Here is a 21385-nt window from a genome sequence, read left to right as displayed (position 1 = left end):
CTACATTTCAATATTTTAGAAGAACGCGGTTCTCTAAAAAATGCAAACAAATGTTTCATGCTTTGTCCATTTTAATTCAAGATATCCCTTCTCGTAAAGACACTGAATGCAACAATAACCGCACAAATCGCCCAAATGGCTAATACGGCAAGGGAAAAATTCAAGGTCATGCCCTCGATCGGCGGCAAATTGCCCGCCAAATAACTGGTCAAATTCAGGTTTACCATGAACAAATATTTGGCGCTGCTCCATGCCGACGCCATATTCGTCAGAATATTTCCGGCGATCAATGCCGCCATCATAATGACGATGCTGGCCGCCGTGCTTCGAACCAGGACGGATACCATAAAAGCCAGCATGCCGACGCATACGCCGACAAACCAGACCAAACCGCCCTGCATCAACAAATACTTCCATTGGGGCACCGCATGAACGCCGGACATATCCACGTCTGACCCGACAATTTGGAAACCCGTGAATACCGGGATGTCAAACCCCTTGTAGCCGAAAGCGAGACCCGAGATCAGGTAAGCGATGACAAAGGTGGAAACGACAATGAGCGACGTGAACATGATCAAGGCTACCAGTTTGCTCAGCAGCACTTTCCAGCGCTTTACCGGCCTTGTCAGGAGCATCTTAATGGTGCCGGTCGTCCGCTCTCCGGAAACGATATCCGAAGCAATGGCCATGATGAGCAGCGGGATAAACAAGGATATCGCATTGTTCAGAAATTCCCGCGTGAACGTTACCCCGTTTGGTTGATTAGGATTCACATCATGCTGCAAATAATACTGCATCTGCTGAATAAAGATTTGCCGATATCGTTTCCATTCATCCGGCACCCGGTCACTGCTAAGCGAATTCTCATTATCCGTGATCCGCTGCTGAAGCTCAAGCCGCCAGTCGCTGTTGAACTTCTCCCGGCTCCGTTCTGCGGACTTCATCTGGGCGTATGTAAACATGGGCACTAGGACGAGGAGAACCAGAAGAACCACATAAAACCGCTTACGCTTGATAATTTTGATGCATTCGTTCTTGATCAGGGGCAACAGATTACTCAATGCTCTCACCCTCCGTCATCTGCAGGAACAGCTGCTCCAGCGTAGGATTGATCCGATGAACCTCCCGGACCTGCACGCCGGCGCCAACCAGCCTTTCCACAGCCCTTGATGCATGTGCAGCATGCATTCGGGTCACAACGGCATCCGGTGACATGCCTGCCAGTACATTATCGTCAAGCACATCCTCCGGGCGGTCCACGATCTCGCAATAATCCAGCTTCTGCAGAATTCGTTTACCCTGCACGGCGGGATTCAGATCCCAGATGACATGATCGCTGCTGCCGGCAATCAATTCATCGACCTCGCCTACCGCAAGCACCCTTCCGCTGCTGATGATGGCTACCCGATCGCATAACAGCTGGATTTCGCTCAGCAGATGGCTGGAAACAAATACAGCCAAGCCCTCCTCGGCCAACTGATGGATGAACTGCCGCATTTCTTTGATTCCCTTCGGGTCAAGACCGTTCGTCGGCTCGTCCAGAATAAGCAGCTTCGGCCTGCCGAGCAAGGCCTGGGCGATCCCCAAACGCTGCCGCATGCCAAGTGAATAAGTGCTGACCTTGTCATGGATTCTTCGATCAAGCCTGACCGTATCCACAACTTCCTGTATCCGCTGATCGTTAATACCGGGCTGCATTCTCGCAAAATGCTCGAGATTTTCCCAGCCGGTCAAATACGAATACATCTCCGGATTCTCCACGATGGATCCAATATAGCGCAGCGCCTGCTCCTGCTGGCGGTTCACATCGTAACCGCAGACCTCGATCCTGCCGGATGACGGCTTGATCAAATCCACAAGCATTCGGATCGTGGTTGTTTTTCCTGCCCCGTTCGGCCCCAGGAACCCGAATATTTCGCCCGCGCGCACATCGAACGACACATCATGTATAATCCATTTTCGACCGATTTTCTTTTTTACATGCTGGACGGATAGTACGATTTCCTGCGCTTGTTCATTCATCGATTTCCATCTCCCACCTGACATCCTCTTCATGTTACAGCATACCTTCTACAATTCGATCCGCGATGGCCTGATATCCTGCCCCGTTCGGATGGAAATGGTCCGTGGACAGATACTCGCCGAGCTTATGCTGAAACAAATCGAATGTAGGGACAAGCGTCATATTGGGATCCCGGTTTACGAGCTCCATGACCGCATGATTCCATGCTGAGACCACGACATTGCCGGGTATCAGCAATTCTTCCAAATCGGAAAAGGGATGATACAAGCCGATATAAACAATTCGGGCATTCGGATTAATATCCCGAATCTTCTCAAGAATTGTCTGCAAGCGTTCGGAGGCCTGCGGCAATGCGCCCATCAGCATGGCTGGATCGAGCTCCAGCTCGCCGGCATCCGCCGCCCCCTCCATCAGCCCGCTTCCTTGAAAGATATCATTGCCCCCGATAGACAGCATAATGACGTTGGCTTCCTTCAAGGCATACTGTATTCCCTTGTCGTCCAGCTTAGGGAGAAGTCCCTCGGTGGTCATTCCGTTTATCGCCAGATTGGCCAGCAGGCTGGCCGTTCGTCCATCGCCGTTCAATTGTTCGACGCTTCGGCGGACAAAACCGCCCCCGGTACTGTCCCCCGTTCCCTTGGCAAGCGAGTCTCCGATCGCCGTCACTTTCAGATCATTTGGCAGCACCGCTTCCGACGGAGCCCGTTCCGGCTTCGGCGGCGCAGTCTCTTGGCCTGGCGCGGCGGATTCGCCGCCGGTGAGCAAGGGCTGACCTTGAGGATCATTAATATCCTTAAACGCATACACGAAACCGAATATAAGCACAATCGTTACGATAATCGACACGGAGGCCGTGATACGCCATATCCATGCAGATGACTTCATGACATTCCCCCTACAAAAATCCTCATGTACATTACCTTAAGACTTCTATAAAAAATTTGCAAATCAAAACACGCAAAGAAGGCTGCCCCGGACGCAGTTTTCTGCGCGCCCGGGGCAGCCTTATCATGTAAAACAAGATCCGTGCTTATTGGCTGATGAATTCCTGAACCCAGTATCCGTTGTAATATCCCACACCGATCATGGTGAAATTAGGAGACAGGATATTTTCGCGGTGACCTTGGCTGTTCATCCAAGAGTTCATGACTTCCTGCGGCGTGCGCTGCCCTTTAGCGATATTCTCGCCGGCATAGCCGTAAGAAATGCCGTAAGCCTTCATCATGTCGAATGGAGAGCCGTGCGTTGGCGAAGTGTGGCTGAAATAATTGTTATTGCTCATGTCCTTCGCTTTGTCCAGTGCTACCGTTGTCAGCTTGGCATGTACCGTGAGCGGCTTCAGGCCAGCTTTCGAACGCTCTTGGTTCACCAAGTTGACAACTTCGGAAGCAAAATTCGATTGCTCCGTTGTGCCCGCAGATTCGGAAGGCTGGGACGGAGTCGTAGATGGCTTGCTCACAGGTTTGCTTGCTTCTGGTTTGCTTGCTTCCGGTTTGCTTGCTTCCGGTTTGCTTGCTTCCGGTTTGCTGGTCTCAGGCTTGCTTGTTTGAGGCGTCTCTGCAGGCTTGTCCGCCTGAGGCTTTTCCGTTTGCGGTTGTTGGACGACCACCCATTTAAACTGCGACTCCAAGCCTTGGCTCTCCAGGAATTTCTGGATCTTCTGTTGCCAGTTTACATAATTATTGCTATCAGCAGGTGCAGCCGAAGCCGTTGTCGGCAGCATGATGCCAACAGCCAATACAGCCGCGATGCTGCCGCCTGCGATTTTCTTTATCCAATGGTTGTTCATGAATACTCATCTCCTATGCTCATAGTTGTAGAGTTTGCTTGACCGCCGTTCTAAGATGTTGAACTTGATGGGTGTGGGGCGGTCAGGCATTGGTTACATTTTTGTAATCAGGTACGAACACATTGTAACACATTTGATACCTTCGGCAATCCTACAATTGTTGGAAAGGAGTCCTTGAATTCCTACTTTATGCTCAGGGCCCCAGAAACCAATACCGGTCCTGGTCGAATGAATTCCTTGTATTTTTGATAATCGGGTAAAATCTTCTAAACTTCCATAGAATCTAGGTCATAACAAGAAAAAACCCACCCCGAAAACGGGGTGGGTTAATGAAAAGGCCCAGGCTACAGCTTTTTGCTGAACTGGTAACCAGCCTTTTCAAATCCAATATGTTCATAAAATGCATGTGCGGGAGCAAGTTCTTCCCGGTTGCCGCTTGTGAGAAACAAGAGGTGGCTACCATGCTGTCTTCCCCATGTCTCTGCACCGCGAATCAGTCGTTTGCCAATTCCTTGGCCGCGGTAGCTTGAGGTTACAATAACCGAAGTAATTTGAGTGACCGGTTCGGTCATAGTGAAGGATTTGACTTGACGAAGCATGATCATGCCGACGACGTCTCCATCAACCTCGGCAACCAGGTTGCCGTATAACGGGTTGTCGTTCATGGACTCCATCCGTTCACGCATGACGTTGAGCGTGGTCGGATAATTCAGTTCTCGCATCAAGGACGTGACAGCTTCCAAATCATTCTTCTCAAAGTTTCGAATCAGCAGTGCAGGCGCAGAAATTACGCTTTCGATGCTCATTATACCCTCATGCTTCCCTTCTTCTATGAATTCTGAGTAAACTCTACTTCTATTTTGTAAGTTTATGAAGAAGATTGCAAGTATCAAGCGACATTTTTTTTACATTTGTGTCCGTTTTGTTAAACCTTTGTTAAGCCGTTTTTACAAAAATCGGTATTGTGCTTCAATCAGCCCATGATATGTCCCCTGCTTCTGCATAAGCTGGTCGTGATTTCCTTCTTCGATGATCTTCCCGTGATCCAGCACGACGATATGATCGGCATGGCGGATCGTTGATAATCGGTGCGCCACGATGAAGGAGGTACGTCCCTGAAGCAGCACTTTAAGGGCACTCTGGATTTTTAATTCCGTCTCGGTATCGATACTTGCCGTTGCTTCATCCAGAATCAAAATCCGCGGGTCGGCAAGGAGCGCCCTCGCAAAGGATAGCAGCTGCCGCTGCCCCATGGACAGCATGTTACCGCGTTCCTCGACCTCGGTATCGTAGCCGCCCGGCATCTGGACTATAAACTCATGGGCGCCCACAGCCTTGGCCACGTCTTCAATCTCCTCATTGGTCGCATCCAGACGGCCAAAGCGGATATTATCCCGAATCGTACCCGAGAATATAAAGGTATCCTGCAGCACGATGCCGATCTGATTCCGGAGGCTTTCTACCGTCACCGTTTGAATATCGTACCCGTCGATGGTTAGCTTACCGTCCGTAATATCATAAAAGCGGCTGAGCAAATTAATGATGGTACTTTTGCCTGATCCGGTATGACCGACCAACGCAATCGACTGGCCTGCCTTCACGTCCAGATTGATGCCTTTTAGAGCCTGGCGTCCTTTTTCGTATTCAAACACCACATTCTCCAGCTTGATGTCCCCTTTAATGGTCGGCAATTTCTTCGCGCCAGGCTGATCATCGATGCTCGGCTTCTCGTCTATGAATTCAAAGATACGTTCGGACGATGCCATCGCGACAAGCAGCTGGTTATACATTTGGCCGAGCCGATTGATCGGCTCCCAGAAGTTCCCGACATATTGGGTAAAGGCAATCAACAGACCGATCGTGAGCTCGCCTTGCTGAATCAATACGGCACCAAGCCAGAACAAGATCAGGGAACCGAACCCCCCGGTAATCTCGATAAGAGGCCCAAACCCTTGGTTCATGGCCGACGCCCTATCCCAGGACTTTTTGCTGTCCAGGTTCATGTTATCAAAAAATTTCATATTTTCTTCTTCTTGCGTATAAGCTTGGGTAACGCGGATTCCCTGAATGGATTCGTTCAAGTGGGAGTTTATCCGCGAGTTCCGGATCCGTACTTCCTGCCATGCACGCCGGATGCGCACACGGAGTTTTGTAGAGATAAAGAACATGATCGGTACCGTCACGATCACGGCCAGGCCAAGCTTCCAGTTAATCAACAGCAGGATGACAACGATGCCGACCAGCTGTACGCAGTCGATGATCAGATTGACAACCCCGTTCGTAAACAAATCCTGCAGGGAGTTGACATCATTCGTAACGCGAACCAGCACGGATCCCGCCGGACGCTTGTCAAAGAAATTAAAGGATAGGCGCTGTATATGCTGGAACAAATCTGCTCGAAGGTCATAGATAACCCGCTGACCAATGATATTCGTAAACTTGATCCGGAATATCCCGGCAACCCATTGAATGATATACATCGCCAGAACGGCGATCGTAATCTGATACAGCAGGGTCAGGCTCGGATTTCCTTCCTTCGGGTCAATGGCCTGGTCAATAGCCAAACTCGTCAGGAATGGAATGGCAAGCTTCGTAATCGTGCCGATAATCATCATGAGCCCGATCAACGGGAGAATCTGTTTGGCATATGGTTTCATATACGAGATCAGACGCGTCAGCTGCGTCCAGTTAAACGGCTTCTCGATCGCATCGTCGTCCTTGTATACAAAACGTTCATTGGTTTCTTCCGAAGGCTTCCGCGGCCTCGGAATCTTTTGCTTCTGATGCGGTTCAGTATTTACATTGGCGTTCATGCTTGCACCTGCCCTGGCGTACCTCCTGCTTGAGCTTGCTTCGCAATCAGGTCCGCATATTGTATTTTGTACACATCCTGGTAAGGTCCCGGCACCGCAATCAAATCGTTATGCTTGCCGCGCTGCACGACTCTACCTTCATCCAGAACGAGAATTTCATCCGCATGACGCAAGGAAGAAATACGGTGAGCGATAATAAAGGTCGTTCTGCCGTTCATGACTTCCTGGAAACCGGATTGGATTTCATGCTCTGTTTCCATGTCCACTGCGCTGGTGGCATCATCCAGGATCAGGATTTTCGGGTCCTTCAGAAGGGCACGGGCAATCGCGATCCGCTGCTTCTGTCCGCCGGAAAGACCCATCCCCCGTTCACCGACAATGGTATCGTAGCCATCCTTCATTTCCATAATGAAGTCATGTGCCTTGGCCAGCTTGGCTACCCGAATGATTTCATCCATGCTGACGTCCTTCATCCCGTAAGAAATATTGTTGCGGATGCTGGACGAGAACAGGAAAGTCTCTTGGAAGACCGTTGCAATCTGGCTGCGCAGACTCCGGACCTTAATATCGTTGATGTTCACGCCGTCTAATTTGATGCTGCCCTGATTCACGTTATAAGCATGCATCAAGAGCTGGATAATGGTTGACTTTCCTGAACCTGTTCCCCCCAGCAAACCGATCACGGAGCCGGGACGAGCATCCAGATTGATATCTTTGACAGCAGCCATCTTGTTGCCGTAAGCAAAGGTGACATTGTCGAACACGACATGACCCTTCACCTGGCTTGGCACCAAATCTACCGCACGCTCACGGTCTTCGACATCAATGGGCTGATTCAACAGCTCCAGCACCCGTTCACCCGAAGCCTTCGACTGCGTATAGTTGTTAATGTGGAACCCGATCCCCCAAAGAGGTCCGATTATGTACCAAATTAAGGTGAAGAATGCTGCCAGCTCCCCTACCGTCATGGAACCTTGGATAACCATGGCGCCCCCGACGGCAAGCAAAATGACGACGCTGACATTCGCAAAGAGCTCCATCATCGGGAAATAACGGGCCCACAGGGAAGAGGCGAATATCTGATTGGTTTTGTAACGCTCATTCCGTTCGGAGAATTTCTCCACTTCGTGAGGCTCGCGAGCAAAGGATTTAACGGTACGAACACCCGTAATATTCTCCTGAACCGCGGTAGTCAGCGAGCTGAGCGCCAGGCGCATCTCCTGGAACGCCGGATGGATCTTGGACTCGAATTTGAGAGCTGCGAACACCAGAAATGGCATCGCTACCAAAGTAACCAGCGTCAATTTCCAGCTGATGGTGAACATCATGATGGAACCGAAAGTCACCATCAGTACGAGGTTGAGGAGTTGGGCAAAACCGAAGCCGATAAACATCCGGATTGCTTCCAAATCCCCCGTCAGCCGCGACATCAAATCCCCTGTCCGAGCCGTGTCGTAATAGCGGAACGATAGAAATTGCAACTTTTCATAGCAGGCGTTTCGCAACGAGTAAGCCAGGTAATTCCCCAGCCTCCCTCCAAAGAATCCATGCAAAAACTGCATGAAAGCTTTAAGGATGACCACGCCCAGCACGGTGAGTGCCAGCTGCGGTACGATGCCGTAATTCTCCAGCTTGATTGCATCGTCAATCAGCACTTTTAACAGCTGCGGATAGACAAGACCTAAAGCGGTTGCAATCGCCAGACACAGAATGGAAAGAAAAAGATAACTTCGTTTCTCCCAAAAGAAGCCCTGCAGTTGCCTGAGAACATTCATGTTTATCCTCCTTTGGATTTTTTACGTTCAGGTTATGTAGCATTTATGAAGTTTATCATCGACCCGAACCCGCGGCAAAGAGAGAAAACCGTCATAAATGAGCCAAAAGGACCTAAAGGGGGCAAATAGTATAACTTATCATTGTTTCATGATGAAATCATCGGGAATTCTCATCATTACTAGGGGATATAATCACATTGTCAGTCCCTTCAACCGTTAGGATTTATCCGCTATTTTCGACTTTTTTGAACATGCTTGAAAAAGGGTAATATCCTAAGCTGGTTTCATCCTATTCGCGTTCGCTGCAGCGGATAAAAATATGCCATATCGTCCTATGCCGCTTTCATCAGGAGAGCGGTCCATCGATAATAATAGGACGAAAGACGCCCCGCCACGGATGGCATATGGGACGTCTTTCGATGGTTCAACATGTGATTGGCGTTCATTCATCCGGTAAAAGGGAATGAGCCTTACCGGAAATTCGCACCATGCTGCTATTCTATTGCAACTCTTGCTTCATGCTAGACGGGAATGTTCCGTCTTTACTGCGCTGACTTCATCATGGCTTCCAAATCATCCGCCAGCTGACGCCACATCAACGGAGACTGGCCGTCCTGCAGCGAACCCAGTATGGCAGCCATGGATTCCTTCAGTTGTTCCTCCAATGCGGATACATGATGCTGCAGTGAACGTTCGCTTATTCGAACATAGTGGTCCGTCAGCTGCTCTTCCCGCAGGCCGACCACACCCGCCACGGCTTCCTTCACTTTCGGCTCAGCCGCTTCGCGCAGCTTGGAACTTCCGCCGCCCTCAAAGAAATGTTTGGGATTCTTAAAGGTCGACCAGAAGGTTAACCAATCCCCTTGGATTTGCAGCTCCGTTTCGTCCAGCTCCGGCGGTGCCCAGTCCGGATCCCGGCGTATGGCCAGTGACAGACCCTCGGCCATGCCGTTGATATCGGCTGCGGCCTTAAATGCCGCGGCTTCGGTTAATTTGCGGCCGGCCGTCTCCAAACGAAGCGTGGTGGCCCATAGTTCCTGATCCAGCTCTACGGACATCGTTCGCATCAAATCACGTCCGCAAGCCGCAAATGCCGATTTCAAATGCCCTGCATCCTCCCGAAGCACGGAAGGATTAAACGACTCCTGGAAGAAACGGTTCATGGCATAATCCAGCCGCTGCCGCACGTGAAACAGCAGCTCGCTGCTTTCTTGACCGATGTCGCGGGCCATTTCCTGCTCCGCCAAAGCGTTAAGGCGGGCCATGGCTTGGTTTTGCACCTCTTCCAGCTCCCCGATTTTCCGCTTGCGCGTGGTCTCATCCTGAGCGGCCATTTCAGCCCACCCCCGGATACGGTCCCTCACAGAAGCGATCTCATCATAACCGGCACGCTGGGACAGCCTTGGCAGCTCTTCCACCGCAAATCGGCCCAGCGCTTCTTCGAAAACAGGGAATCCCGATGCCTGCAATTTCTCCTCGTCCCCTTGCCGCTTATTGTCCAGCGCAGCCAGACTGGAGACGGGGAAGATATGCGGGCTGCCTACGCCGCTGGCTGTAAGATTGGTGCGCACATGCTTCACCACTTCATTCAGCTCGTCTTCGGACTGAGCTAGATCAGCCGCATTGACGATAAAGAACATTTTATCCAAGGCAAAGCTGTCTTTGACCCGGCCCAGCTGGGACAGGAATTGCCGGTCCGCTTTGGAGAACGCATGGTTGTAATACGTTACGTAAACAATCGCATCCGCATTTTTAATATAGTTGAAGGTGACGCCGGTGTGCCGGGCATGCAGGGAATCCGCTCCCGGCGTATCCACCAGCACGATCCCTTGCTCCGTCATCGGACAGCTGTAATACAGATCGATCCCGTCGACAAAGCAGGATTTGGTTTCGTCCGCCACGTATCCCCGATATTCGGCCAATTCTACCGTTTCCGTGGTGCCGAGCCTGGACTCCATCTCATCCCAACCGGAGGCGGCGGCCTTTAGGAACCCGTAATGCGGCAGGCCTGCCGGGTGAATTCCGGCCGGATTCAAACCTTCAGCCACGCTCCGCCAATTGGCCGGACTCGGTTCTTGGAGACCCAGCACGCCGAAGGAATACTTCAAATCGTCCCACCACATATCGCGGCTCTTCATACGCACATCTGCGGTACCATGTGATCTTCCTTCGGCCGGTGCCAATATGCGGTTCACCGCCGCCGTTGTCGGATGCGGCGATACCGGCAGGACCGACTCGCCAAGCAGTGCATTGGCGAAGGAGGACTTTCCGGCGCTGAACGCTCCGAACAGCGCCAGGGTGAACGAGCCGCCCGCAAGCGCATCCGCGCGGGCGGTCAGATCCCGCGCGGCCGACGCCAGCGCGGGGTGCGGCGCCAGCAGCGCCGCCGCTGCGCGCAGCTCGGCTGCCGCGGCCTCAAGCCGCTGGCGCCGCTGCGGTGCCGCCTGCGCAGCGGCGGCCCGGGGCGCCGTGCGCCCTTGCCCCGGCTGCGCCGCCGGGGCGCCGCCCTGGGCAGCCGCATGCGCAGGCTGCCCCTCCGGCTCCCTCACCTCCGGCAGGAGGCCGGGGGTGAGGGAGGTGCGCGGCGGGAGCAGCTCGGCCAGCTCGGCCGCGCGGGCGGCTTCCGCCTGCTGCAGGGCTGCGTAGCTGGCGGAAGCCGCGGATTGCGCCAGGAGCTCGGCGCCCTGGCGCTCCAGCTCCTGCAGACGGACGGCCGCAGCGTCCGTCAATGCCGCCTTCAGCCGGTCGGCAAGCACCAACACGGCCATGCGGTAGCTGCCCTTGATTTCCTCGGCCAGCTCCCGGTTATAGTTCAATACATATTCGCCCGACACCGTGGCTTCGGGATTCACGGTTCGCGTAATCATATCCTCCCGCACGCCCGGAAGTTCGGCGTCCATCAAACGTTCCCATTCGGCATTCCATTCCGCATGCTGCTCGACGCTATTGCGGAACAGCGAACGCAGATGCCAGTCGACCTGCGAAGAGGTCTGCTCCTCCAAACGATGATGGAAGGCCTCCAGACGGCGACGGCGCTCTTCCTCCGTCTTGCCGCCCGAGAAGAGGAACCCGACCTTAAAGCCGGATTTCCGGCTCTCCAGGAAAGATAGGCTTAAATCCCGAACATCCGCCGGCGTTAGATTGGCATTGGCCAGCAGCTTATCGGCTTCCTTCCGGAGTTCTGCGCGAACCGATTCCGGCAGCCCCGCTACGGTTCTTTTTTGTTCTTCCAGCTCCTGCAAGCGCGCTTGAAGCGCCGCTGCGGCCTCCTCGCCTCCCATTTCCTCCAGCAGCCGTTCCTTCTCCTCCTGATGACTGCGGGTATAGGCTTCCACATGCTGATCCGCAGCATGACGAATGGAGCAGGAAACGCTATGGCGCAGCAGCGGCTCCTTCCGGGATATCAGTTCGCCGATCAATGACTTCAGCGTCTCCCATTGATTATAGGGATGGTCCTGCACTTTTAGCGAGGTGCATAACAACCCTTTGTACGTGATCTTCCACTGGGCGAATGCCTTCTTGACGTCGTTCAGGTAAGAAGACAGCGTCAGCTCGTCATCACGATGCTTGTCGATCTGATTCACGATCAAATATAGCGGCTTCCCCCAATCCGACAGGCTCTTGGCAAACATCAGATTACTCTCCGATTGCACATGATTGTAATCCATGACGTAAAACACGATATCCGCCATATGCAGAGCGGAATGGGTCGCTAGCCGATGCCCGTCGTCGGTCGAGTCGACGCCGGGGGTATCCATTAATACTCCGTCCGCGCCAAGCAGCGGCACGTCATCCCACACTTCAATCGCGGAATACTCCCGGCCCTCCTTGCAGTATTCCGCAAGTTCGTCGATCGTTACCTTGATAGGCTCCCCATGGTCCGCGACAGTCCGGTGAATCAATGCCCGGGGCTCGCCGCTTCGAATCGTGACCACATTGGCACTCGTCGGTACCGGACCCGAGGGCAGCACCTTTTTGCCGCAAAGCGCATTGATCATGCTTGACTTCCCAGCTGAAAAATGACCGCAGAAGGCAAGCGTGAGCTCGCCGCCAGTACCCTTGCGTATCAAATCCTCGGTCAATGCGGAGGAAGACTCGTCGTTCCAGTCCAAAAAACGGTCCCGGACTCTATTTAATTCCGTCATGCTGTATCCGATTTCATCAGTCATCAACTTCAATGTCATTTCTCGCTCCTGTCCATTGATCTCTCCATCTCTGACACCATCTGTTCACATCATTTTATTTTATCACCGCTTGCGCCGTAAAGGAATCATTTCATGACCGCCGTTTGTCCCGTTCTATGCAAAATGGCAGGCCAAGGAAGAATCGCTTCCTTGCCTGCCATGGGTTCAACATCTCATTTTTTAAAACATCAAATTTGAAGAACTTAAGATACGACGGTGTTCTCTTCTGCCGGAATCAAAATTTCGAACACGTTTCCGTGCTGCAAAATGGTTAAACCGCGAGACTTATCGCGCATCACGACCACTTCCGGCTTCTGAGACATACGCTCCAAATAATGCTCGGGAGCATCCCCGGAGTGGCTGAACGTCACGCCTTCCACTTCCTGCTCTTCATTCTCGCTCAGTTGGTTCTGGCTCTCCACCACATGTTCAAAAATATCCGAGAACAATTCAAAATTGTCGGTGTAAACAGAGATGCATTTCATGTGTAATCCCATCCTCTTTTAAATTTAGCTCCTGCTGATCCGGGGTGCATTCCTTTTTCACCTTGCGAATATCCGGCATTTCTATTCGGTCACAGTTGTTTCCAGATTTCCATTCGCCCATGCGGCCGAAATAGAAATCCGGAGACAAAGGCAAGCGCGCTGGCTTGCTTGCAATGATGCCCATTCGCCGGCTGTCAAAGTTCGGTGTTCTCCCGAATCAGATGAACTGTTTCTTTTTTTGTCTGTTTCTTGCTGGTGTTACGGTTGTTCCTTATTCTTCCTGACTGCTAAGGTTTTCATACGTTTCTTTCCTTCGCGGCAAACATCCAGCAGCGGGCATACCGGGCATTGCGGATTTTGAGCTTTACAGTGGTACCTTCCGAAAAAAATGATCCGATGATGCGTCATCGTCCATTCTTCACGCGGCACCCGCTTCATCAGCTTTTTCTCCACTTCCAGCACGGAATCTTTCCAAGCAGCCAGTCCAAGCCGTTTGGATACCCGCTCCACATGCGTATCCACCGCAATGGCAGGCACGCCAAAGGCGTTGGAAACGACGACATTGGCCGTCTTGCGTCCAACCCCGGGCAATTTGACCAGCTCGTCATGAGCCTCCGGTACTTCCCCGCCATACTGTTCGATCAGAATCCTGCACAAGTTCTGAATATGTTTGGCCTTGTTCCGGTATAACCCGATCCGTCTGATATCCTGCTCAAGTTCCTCGATCGGTACCGATACGTAATCCAAAGGCGTTTTGTATTTCTGAAACAGATCCTTTGTTACTTTATTTACCGTTTCATCCGTGCACTGGGCGGACAGCAGCACGGCGATGGTCAGCTCAAACGCATTGCTGTGATTCAGTTCGCAATGTGCATCCGGAAACATGCTCTCCATCGTGTCCAAAATATGCCGCACCGTTGCCGCATTCATATGATTTCCCTCCCGCAAAAAAAAATCTTGATGCGGAAATCCCCGCATCAAGACGGTGTTTCTCGAGCAATCCCAGGTCGATAATTTACTGTTTTACAATCTCAACAACGACACCGTTGTTTAAGTACAGTACAATATTATCATTTTCCTTAAGGGATTGCACGGACAAAGTCGTGTCACCTTGATGAACAAATACTTTATCGGATAACGTAAATCGGTAATTATCGTTAATCGATTTGCGTTTCACTTGAATTTCGGTGTTGTTCGCCTGCCAGAACGCACGCTCGATCTTCTCCAGGACTTGGATGATCGTTACGCCTTGAATGTCTTTTCGAATCTCTACGCGATCTCCCTGCGTCAACGTGCTTAAGTTCGAAGCCGTCGTACCATTCTTGACGACCTTGACGCCGCCGCTTACGCCTAGGGTCTGGCTGTTGCCCGAATGATCCTTCACGGTCAATACATTGCCCGAAGCATCCAAGCTGGTGACTTCGCCAAGCGTCAATTTGACTTCGGCAACCGAAACAGCCGTTAAGCCTTGAAGCGTAATATTAACGAGAGTTCCGGGACGCAGGTCTGCAAGCAGGATCGCTTGTCCGCTATCGCCGGTCAATGTTGCTTTGTCCGTGTAAATGTCGCTTGTAGCGCCATTCGCTTTCACTCGAATGCGGTTTTTAGCCGGTTCGGTGAATACGACCTCGAACTGCGCGGATGTCTTAAGTTTCAGGCTCTGCAAGTAATCCTGGTTGGTCGACAGCTGCGCCGAAACCTCGTCGCCGACACGCACGTCCGCCAGGGAAGCGTTCGATTTGCCGAAGATTTCTACAAGCAGCGTGCTGTTGTATGGAATTTCCTCCACTTTTCCGTTGGCGGCCACAATCGATATCACTTTCTTGGCTGTGTTAATGCTGCTGATTTTACCTTCAACTTTATAAACCACTTCCAGTGAAAGCGCACGCGTGCCAATGAGCGATACGCTGACCTTGCGTCCTGCTCCGAGCAGCGGCTCCACTTTATCCAGCGTTGTTCCGTTGCTCGATTCCAGCTTCGTCTTATCGTCCAGGATGATGACGCGAGGCTGATTGTTAGCATCCTTGACGGTCAGCCAGTGCGTCTTCGCATCGTAATTGACGATGGTGACGGCATCCAGCTGTTCCATTTGACGGCCCGTTACTTCGATCTTCGTGATTTTTTCCTCGCCATTGATGGTCAGCGTCACTTGATCGCCGGATACGGCGTCAGCGAGCAAATCGGACAAAACGGGCTTCGCCACGCCACTCATAATAATTTCCGGCTTCTCTGCCAGAAACTTCGTTTCGAGCTGCGTGCTTCCGCTGCGCTTATACGTGATGGTTTTTCCATTCTCTTCAACAGAATACAGCATCGCCTGTATCGTACGGTCGACGCTTTGCGTGACCTCCACCGATTGAAGAATGCTGTTTTTTACCGTGAAATTCACGGCATAACCATTCTTCAGCTCCGCCGGTGACAGAATTTGATTCTGATAGCGAATGACGGTAGCATCGTCCCACGTGTACGTGTCCTCATAACCGGTGCTGTCCTTAAGGGTTACTCTTTTGTTCGCCGTGTCCACGTTTTGGACGACGCCCGCTCCCGTCTTGTTCACCAAGCCGCTCTTCACGCGGATCGACACGATTTTTTTCTGCGGGCTGTAGGTTTCGCGCTCAATGGTAAGCAAGCTGCCTGCAGCAAGCGTCTTCGGATCGATTTGGATACCGTTCTGGTCCAGGAAAACCGTGCTTGGCTCGTAACTCAGCTCTTCAAATGTACTGCCTGTATCAAGCCAAATTACGTTGTTCGGAGACAAACGGGCATAGGTGCTGTCAAACCGCTCCACCTGCTGGGCTGGATCCGTAATTTCCACGTAAGCAGCGGTTCCGTTATTCGCGACGACCACCGCTTGCGTGTATGGATTGATGTCCGAAAACTGCAATCTTTTCTCCGAATCGGACGCAAAATAAGCCGTGGAAGAATCCAGCTTGAATGAGTTCAGCTTGCCGTCGGCATACAGCTCCAGCTTGCCGTTCTCAATCGAAGCGATGGAGCCTTTGTACTGATTCTCGTAATTCGTGGTAATGTACGCTTGAGCCCGGCTGAAGAACGTTGCAAGCTGGGCACGGGTAACCGCCCCTTGCGGATCGAATTTGTTACCGTTCACGCCTTTGGCAAGGCCCAGCTCAACCGCCACATTAACGTATCCCAAACGATCCGGGGATATCTTGGCGTTGTCCGCAAAGCCTGTCGCTTTATTTTTGGCGGCATTGGCCTCCGCGGTACGTCCAATGGAACGGACAAGCACTTCGGTAATCCATTCCCGGGATGCTTTCTGCGCGCCCCAGATGACTTTCTCGTCCGTGTATCCGGATTCTTTTTGCTTGTCGAGCAGGTTTTGCTGAAAAGCCAGTTCAACATACTTCGTAAAATAATCGTTCACTTTAACATTTGTCGGTAATGTCGCAGCGCCGCTGCTTAATTGATCCTGCATGCTTAAGAACCGGATCGCCATCGTCACAGCTTCCTGCTGCGTTACAGGATCGTTCGGACGAAACTTTCCGTTATTCCCGGTCACGATCCCCTGTGCTGCTAATTGATAAATGTACTTTTCTCCCCAATAACCGGCATTCACGTCGCTGAATACGTTAACGGCCGTTTGGGGTGCATTTGCCGTTGTCGCATTTGCTGCTTCTTCATCTGCCGAGACGATCGAAGCTCCGCCTCCGAATGCTATAAGTCCGGCCATGACGGCGGAGACCACTTTTTTGGAATGAACATGTTTGCTGTGTCTAAGTACCATTTTCTTTCCCCTCTCAATTACTACTGCTTCATCATATACTAATATTCGACAGCAGATCGTGATCTCCTTCAACCATCATTACCGAGTCATTGGATTTTCTAAATCGACATGCCCCATTAACGATTCGGTCTGCTGACCATCGACCAGAATTTGAAGTGATTTTACTTCGTCAAACTGGAAGAACGTTTTCTTGATGGCATCGACGGCAAACGACTCGCCGCCTGCACCCAAGTTGGCTTCGTCAGGGACCGTCACGTCGAGCGTCAGAGCGCCGTTCTCGAATTTCAACGAATTCAGCTCGATTTTCTCCCATAGGGGAACCATGTCGGCCTTATCGCTCTTTTGTAATGCTTGATATGCGGCTTCGTATTTTTCCTGATCTTCCTTATACGAGATCTCTGCCGAGCCTTCAACCAGCTCCATCAAATCCGGGTCCGTATAGTAAGCTTTAATGCTCTCCGTTTTGGCTTCCGGCGCTGTCGCTTCATTGCCGCCGTTCCCTGTTGACGTGCCCCCCGAACCGTTCGATGTTCCCCCATTGCTCTGTCCTGTCTGATCATCAGGTGCAGGTGTCACTTGCTCCGGCGTATCGTCCGGTGCTGCTCCGGGTTTCTGTCCGCAACCGGCACCAATCAGCATAACGGCTGCCAAAAGTCCGACTGCCCAAATTTTTTTATTCAAAATAGCCACCTCCTGCAATCACGATCACTGTCGTATCGTTAATCAACCTTCAAATAATTTTTGATGCCTCTGACAATTGCCTCGGCTACCCGATCCTGCGTTGCCGGATCAAACAGCTTGCTCTCATCGGTCTTGTTGCTCAGGAACCCGACTTCCAGCAGGGCGCCAGGCATCTTGGTCTCGCGAATAACATGGAAGTTGCCGTATCTCACTCCGCGGTCTTTTAAACCCATGGCCTTCACGATTTCTTTATGAAGGGCATTCGCCAGCGCTTTGTCAGATTCATTGTAATAATACGTTTCGGTTCCGCTTGCAGTGGATGGGCCGCTATTAGCATGTATCGATATGAAAACATCAGCCTTCAGATCATTCGCAATCTTCGCGCGATCCTTCAGCTCGAGGAAAGTATCGTTACTGCGAGTCAAAACGACTTCGATATTTTTTTCTTTGGCCAACAACTTCTCAACTTTCAGCGCCATCGCGAGGTTGAAATCCTTCTCCCTCTTCTTCGTTACCCCGATCGCTCCCGGATCATGATCTCCATGACCCGCATCAATGACCACGAGTTTCTTTCCGCCCGTACCGGGTTCCGGCGAAGGGTTAGAGGTCGTGTTCAGATCCACAATGAACAGGCCCGATCCGTTCTCAAGGCCTGATACGGTGTAGTTCTTGGCATAGTTCAGATCAATGACGATCCGCACGGTCATCGGGTTGCTGTTATACAGGGAGTAACGGACGGCTTTGACGTCCGGGTAACCCGACACCGTCATCTGGCCGCTCTTCGCCACGTCATCGAAATCGGCGTTGCTGCTGAAAGTCTCGGAGAAATTCGTGTTCGCCATATCAATGACGATACGGTCCGGACTGCTGAGCTTCGATACCTTTGGCTTCGCATTGCCCGTAACGGCGACCATCAGCCTGTTTTCGCTGAAGCTGAGGCCGTCCACGGTCGACGTAGCGACGCCGGGTTCTTCGCCAGGGTTACTGCCATCGTAAGACGAGGTAAGATAGACTGCCTTCTGCGTGTTATCCCATCTTACTTGAAGGCCCATTTGCTCACTTACAAAGCGAATCGGAACGAGGGTCGTTCCGCCTCGAAGAACAGGCGCCTTCGTCATTAGAACACGCTGGCCGTTTATGTCGGCATACTGACTTCCAATCACCATCGTCACTTTCTGCCAGGCGTCTTCAACCGTTACCGTCTTCGCTGCCTTGTTCCAATTCACGTTAAAACCGAGATTTTCGGAAATGACACGGATCGGGACCATGACGGTACCGTTGTTGTTCTCCACCTTCACGCCAGATGACAGATTGATTTGTTGACCATCCAGGTAAATCCTTGCGCTGTACGAACTCGCATCCGCCATTTTAGGAAACGCAATCATGATGACAACGAGAAACATTAAAAAACCGAACTTCTTCATCCTTCACCCCTACCATCCTATTATTTTGCCATAGATTGGCGTTTCTGCACTCGGCCTGTCCGACATTACCTGACAACCTATAGACGCTTAGACTCACTGAAAGTTGCGAAATTGTTCCCTATTTACCAAAAAAACACCTATTTCGACAAGCGAAATAGGCGTTTAGTCCTTCATATGAAATTCAGAATTAGTTCCTTTGTTCTATTTTCGAGTCATAGGATGCTCCAGCTCAACATGCCCCATTAAACTCTCAATCTGATTACCGTCTACAAGCAATTCCAAGGACTTCACTTCATCGAACTGGAAGAACGTTTTTTGCAAGGCATCAATCGCAAACATTTCCCCTCCAGCTCCAAGATTCGCCTCTGCCGGCTTGGTGATATCCAGCGTCAATGCTCCGTTGTCGAACTTAAGTGACTTGAGCGTGATTTTATCCGACCATAATGGATTCAGTTCGGCATCTCCGCTCTTTTGAAGACCTTCAAAAGCTTTCTTATATTTATCCTCTTCGCCCGAGTACGTGATCTCTTTGCTGGCTTCTTTCAAATCCATGATCTCCGGGTCCGTATAATAGAGTTTAATATTCGCTTTCTTCGCTTGATCCTCCGCAGCGTTCACGTCCTTCGTATCGACTGGCGTACCTGTACTTCCAGCGGATGTTTTCTCCGGCGGCGTGCTTGTTCCTTCGCTCGCGTTCACGGTAGTTGCTTCGGCTTCGCCCTGCTTCTGATCATCCGCCGCCTTGTCATTGCCCGGTTCGTCCTGCGGCGTCTGTACTTGTCCAGCTTCAGTATCCGGACCCGTCTCGGCGGGGGCCGCAGTCGGCTTTTGTCCGCAACCGGCACTAAATGCAAGCAGAAGCGCCAGCAATCCGGTCATCCAATATTTTTTGTTCATGGCTTGTGTCCCCCTCTAAGTTACATCAAATCTTGTACACATTATTGTACTTTAAGATATTCTTTAATACCCTCTACAATACCTTGTGCAACACGATTTTGGAAATCGTCTTTAAACAACTGGGCTTCGTCACCCTTGTTGCTCAAAAAGCCAATCTCGAGCAGGACAGCCGGCATCGTCGTTTCCCTCGTAACATGAAGGCTACCGTATTTAACTCCCCGATCTTTGAGACCTGTCGCTTTTGCAAGATGTTTATGGATCACATCCGCCAATGACTTGCTGGAATCTCTCGTATAATACGTTTCCGTACCGCTGGGACTGCTGGACGCGTTGCTGTTTCCATGAATGGACACGAAAATATCTGCTTTTAAATTATTTGCGATTTTCACGCGATCGCTGAGCTCAAGATGTGAATCGTCGCTGCGAGTCATCACTACATTGATATTCTTTTCTTTTTTGAGCAGTGCTTCAACCTTAAGGGAAATATCCAAATTAAATGATTTCTCCGTTTTTCCCGTAAGGCTGATCGACCCCGGCTTGATACCGCCGTGACCGGGATCAATGACTACCGTTTTCTTGCCATTCCCGGTAACCGGCGGCACCGGCGGTACGAGAATTTCGCCCTCTGCGTTCAGATCAACGATGATGATGCCCGATTCCTGGGTCACCGCATAATTCTTAGGTCCAGTCAAATCCAATACGATACGCACGGTTGGCGGGTTGTCGCTGAACACGGCATATCTAATATTCGTAACGTCGGAATAATCCGCAGCTTCCATATTGCCGCCATTCTGCGCGTTCACGGCATGTCCGCTCAGGAAGGAAGCAGAGTACACGGTGTCCGGAAGATCGATAACAATCCGGTCAGGCCCCGTCATGCTGAACACTTTCGGCGTCACGGCGCCTTCCGTTGCAATCATGAGACGGTTATCGCTAAAGCTGAGCCCCGTCAATGAACCCTTATTTCCAGATTCCGCAGGCGGAGGCGTCTGACTGCCCGGATTGCTTCCTTCACCTGGATCAATCTCGGCTCCGGTGGTAGGTAACGCGCCGCTTGAAAGGTACACAGCCTTCGATTGGTTGTCCCATTTCACGTCAAGCCCCATCTGCTCGCTCACAAACCGGAGAGGCACAAGCGTGGTAGGCCCGTTCAAGACAGGCGCCAAATTCAAATCTACCTGGGCCCCGTTCAGCTCTGCCTGCTGGCTGCCGACCACCATGCGGACCGTCTTCTCACTATTTTCAACCGTTACGGTTTGGCTGGCCTTCTCCCAGCCTACCTTGAAACCGAGATTCTCGGATACCACGCGTATCGGAATCATCACATTGCCCTTCATGTTGGCTACCTGGACGCCCGAAGACAAATTCAATGGTTCCCCGTCAAGAAATATGGTCGCACTTGAAGAACTGGCCTGGCCGCTCTTCGGAAACGCCAGCAAGAAGACTATCAACACCATTACAAACCCTAACTTCTTCATGAATCCACCTCGATCATCCCATGATTGAATTTGAAAAGCAAATCTAGCAAAAAAACTTAAACTATGTAAATCAGTATTCCCGTATGCATGC

Annotated in this window: 15 protein-coding genes; all 15 read right to left on the bottom strand. The window is 51.4% G+C overall.

Annotated features, from left to right (window positions below):
- Positions 1 to 71: 71 nt before the first annotated feature.
- Positions 72 to 1061 carry an ABC transporter permease gene (locus MHH82_RS11860; protein ID WP_015734603.1) on the bottom strand — a complete coding sequence of 330 codons (990 nt, stop codon included), beginning with the start codon at positions 1059 to 1061 and terminating at the stop codon, positions 72 to 74.
- The gene (locus tag MHH82_RS11855; RefSeq protein ID WP_015734602.1) at positions 1054 to 2022 is read right to left on the bottom strand and encodes an ABC transporter ATP-binding protein; all 969 of its coding nucleotides are present in this window, start codon (positions 2020 to 2022) and stop codon (positions 1054 to 1056) included. Before MHH82_RS11855 ends, MHH82_RS11860 begins: the two co-directional genes overlap by 8 nt.
- Positions 2023 to 2056: 34 nt before the next feature.
- Complete coding sequence (locus MHH82_RS11850) at positions 2057 to 2908, bottom strand: GDSL-type esterase/lipase family protein (RefSeq protein WP_015734601.1); 852 nt, start codon at positions 2906 to 2908, stop codon at positions 2057 to 2059.
- Between the two features lie 145 nt (positions 2909 to 3053).
- Positions 3054 to 3812 carry a CAP domain-containing protein gene (locus MHH82_RS11845; RefSeq protein ID WP_192572443.1) on the bottom strand — a complete coding sequence of 253 codons (759 nt, stop codon included), beginning with the start codon at positions 3810 to 3812 and terminating at the stop codon, positions 3054 to 3056.
- A gap of 344 nt (positions 3813 to 4156) precedes the next feature.
- Positions 4157 to 4618 carry a GNAT family N-acetyltransferase gene (locus MHH82_RS11840; RefSeq protein ID WP_009591358.1) on the bottom strand — a complete coding sequence of 154 codons (462 nt, stop codon included), beginning with the start codon at positions 4616 to 4618 and terminating at the stop codon, positions 4157 to 4159.
- Between the two features lie 141 nt (positions 4619 to 4759).
- Positions 4760 to 6625, bottom strand: a complete 1866-nt coding sequence (locus tag MHH82_RS11835) for an ABC transporter ATP-binding protein (RefSeq protein WP_015734599.1) — start codon at positions 6623 to 6625, stop codon at positions 4760 to 4762.
- Positions 6622 to 8400, bottom strand: a complete 1779-nt coding sequence (locus MHH82_RS11830; protein ID WP_015734598.1) for an ABC transporter ATP-binding protein — start codon at positions 8398 to 8400, stop codon at positions 6622 to 6624. The genes MHH82_RS11835 and MHH82_RS11830 overlap by 4 nt, the downstream gene beginning before the upstream one ends.
- Before the next feature lie 542 nt (positions 8401 to 8942).
- Entirely contained in the window at positions 8943 to 12584 is a 3642-nt protein-coding gene (locus MHH82_RS11825; protein WP_340965768.1) for a dynamin family protein, read from the bottom strand.
- 203 nt (positions 12585 to 12787) lie between these two features.
- Positions 12788 to 13069, bottom strand: coding sequence for a hypothetical protein (locus MHH82_RS11820; RefSeq protein ID WP_015734596.1), 282 nt, complete (start codon positions 13067 to 13069; stop codon positions 12788 to 12790).
- 258 nt (positions 13070 to 13327) lie between these two features.
- On the bottom strand, positions 13328 to 13999 hold the full coding sequence (nth, locus tag MHH82_RS11815; protein WP_009595169.1) for an endonuclease III: 672 nt from the start codon (positions 13997 to 13999) through the stop codon (positions 13328 to 13330).
- Between the two features lie 85 nt (positions 14000 to 14084).
- Positions 14085 to 16814: an S-layer homology domain-containing protein gene (locus MHH82_RS11810; protein ID WP_340965765.1), complete on the bottom strand. Its 2730-nt coding sequence runs from the start codon at positions 16812 to 16814 to the stop codon at positions 14085 to 14087.
- A 78-nt stretch (positions 16815 to 16892) separates the two neighbouring features.
- Positions 16893 to 17495, bottom strand: a complete 603-nt coding sequence (locus MHH82_RS11805) for a GerMN domain-containing protein (protein ID WP_015734594.1) — start codon at positions 17493 to 17495, stop codon at positions 16893 to 16895.
- Positions 17496 to 17533: 38 nt separating this feature from the next.
- Positions 17534 to 18919, bottom strand: coding sequence for an N-acetylmuramoyl-L-alanine amidase family protein (locus MHH82_RS11800; protein WP_015734593.1), 1386 nt, complete (start codon positions 18917 to 18919; stop codon positions 17534 to 17536).
- 201 nt (positions 18920 to 19120) lie between these two features.
- Entirely contained in the window at positions 19121 to 19816 is a 696-nt protein-coding gene (locus MHH82_RS11795) for a GerMN domain-containing protein (protein ID WP_015734592.1), read from the bottom strand.
- A gap of 41 nt (positions 19817 to 19857) precedes the next feature.
- Positions 19858 to 21294, bottom strand: a complete 1437-nt coding sequence (locus tag MHH82_RS11790) for an N-acetylmuramoyl-L-alanine amidase family protein (RefSeq protein WP_145035590.1) — start codon at positions 21292 to 21294, stop codon at positions 19858 to 19860.
- Positions 21295 to 21385: the final 91 nt, after the last annotated feature.

This window comes from Bacillus sp. FSL K6-6540 (assembly GCF_038007545.1).
The sequence above is the reverse complement of the archived record's forward strand: the minus strand, read 5'-3'. Positions and strand labels throughout refer to the sequence as shown.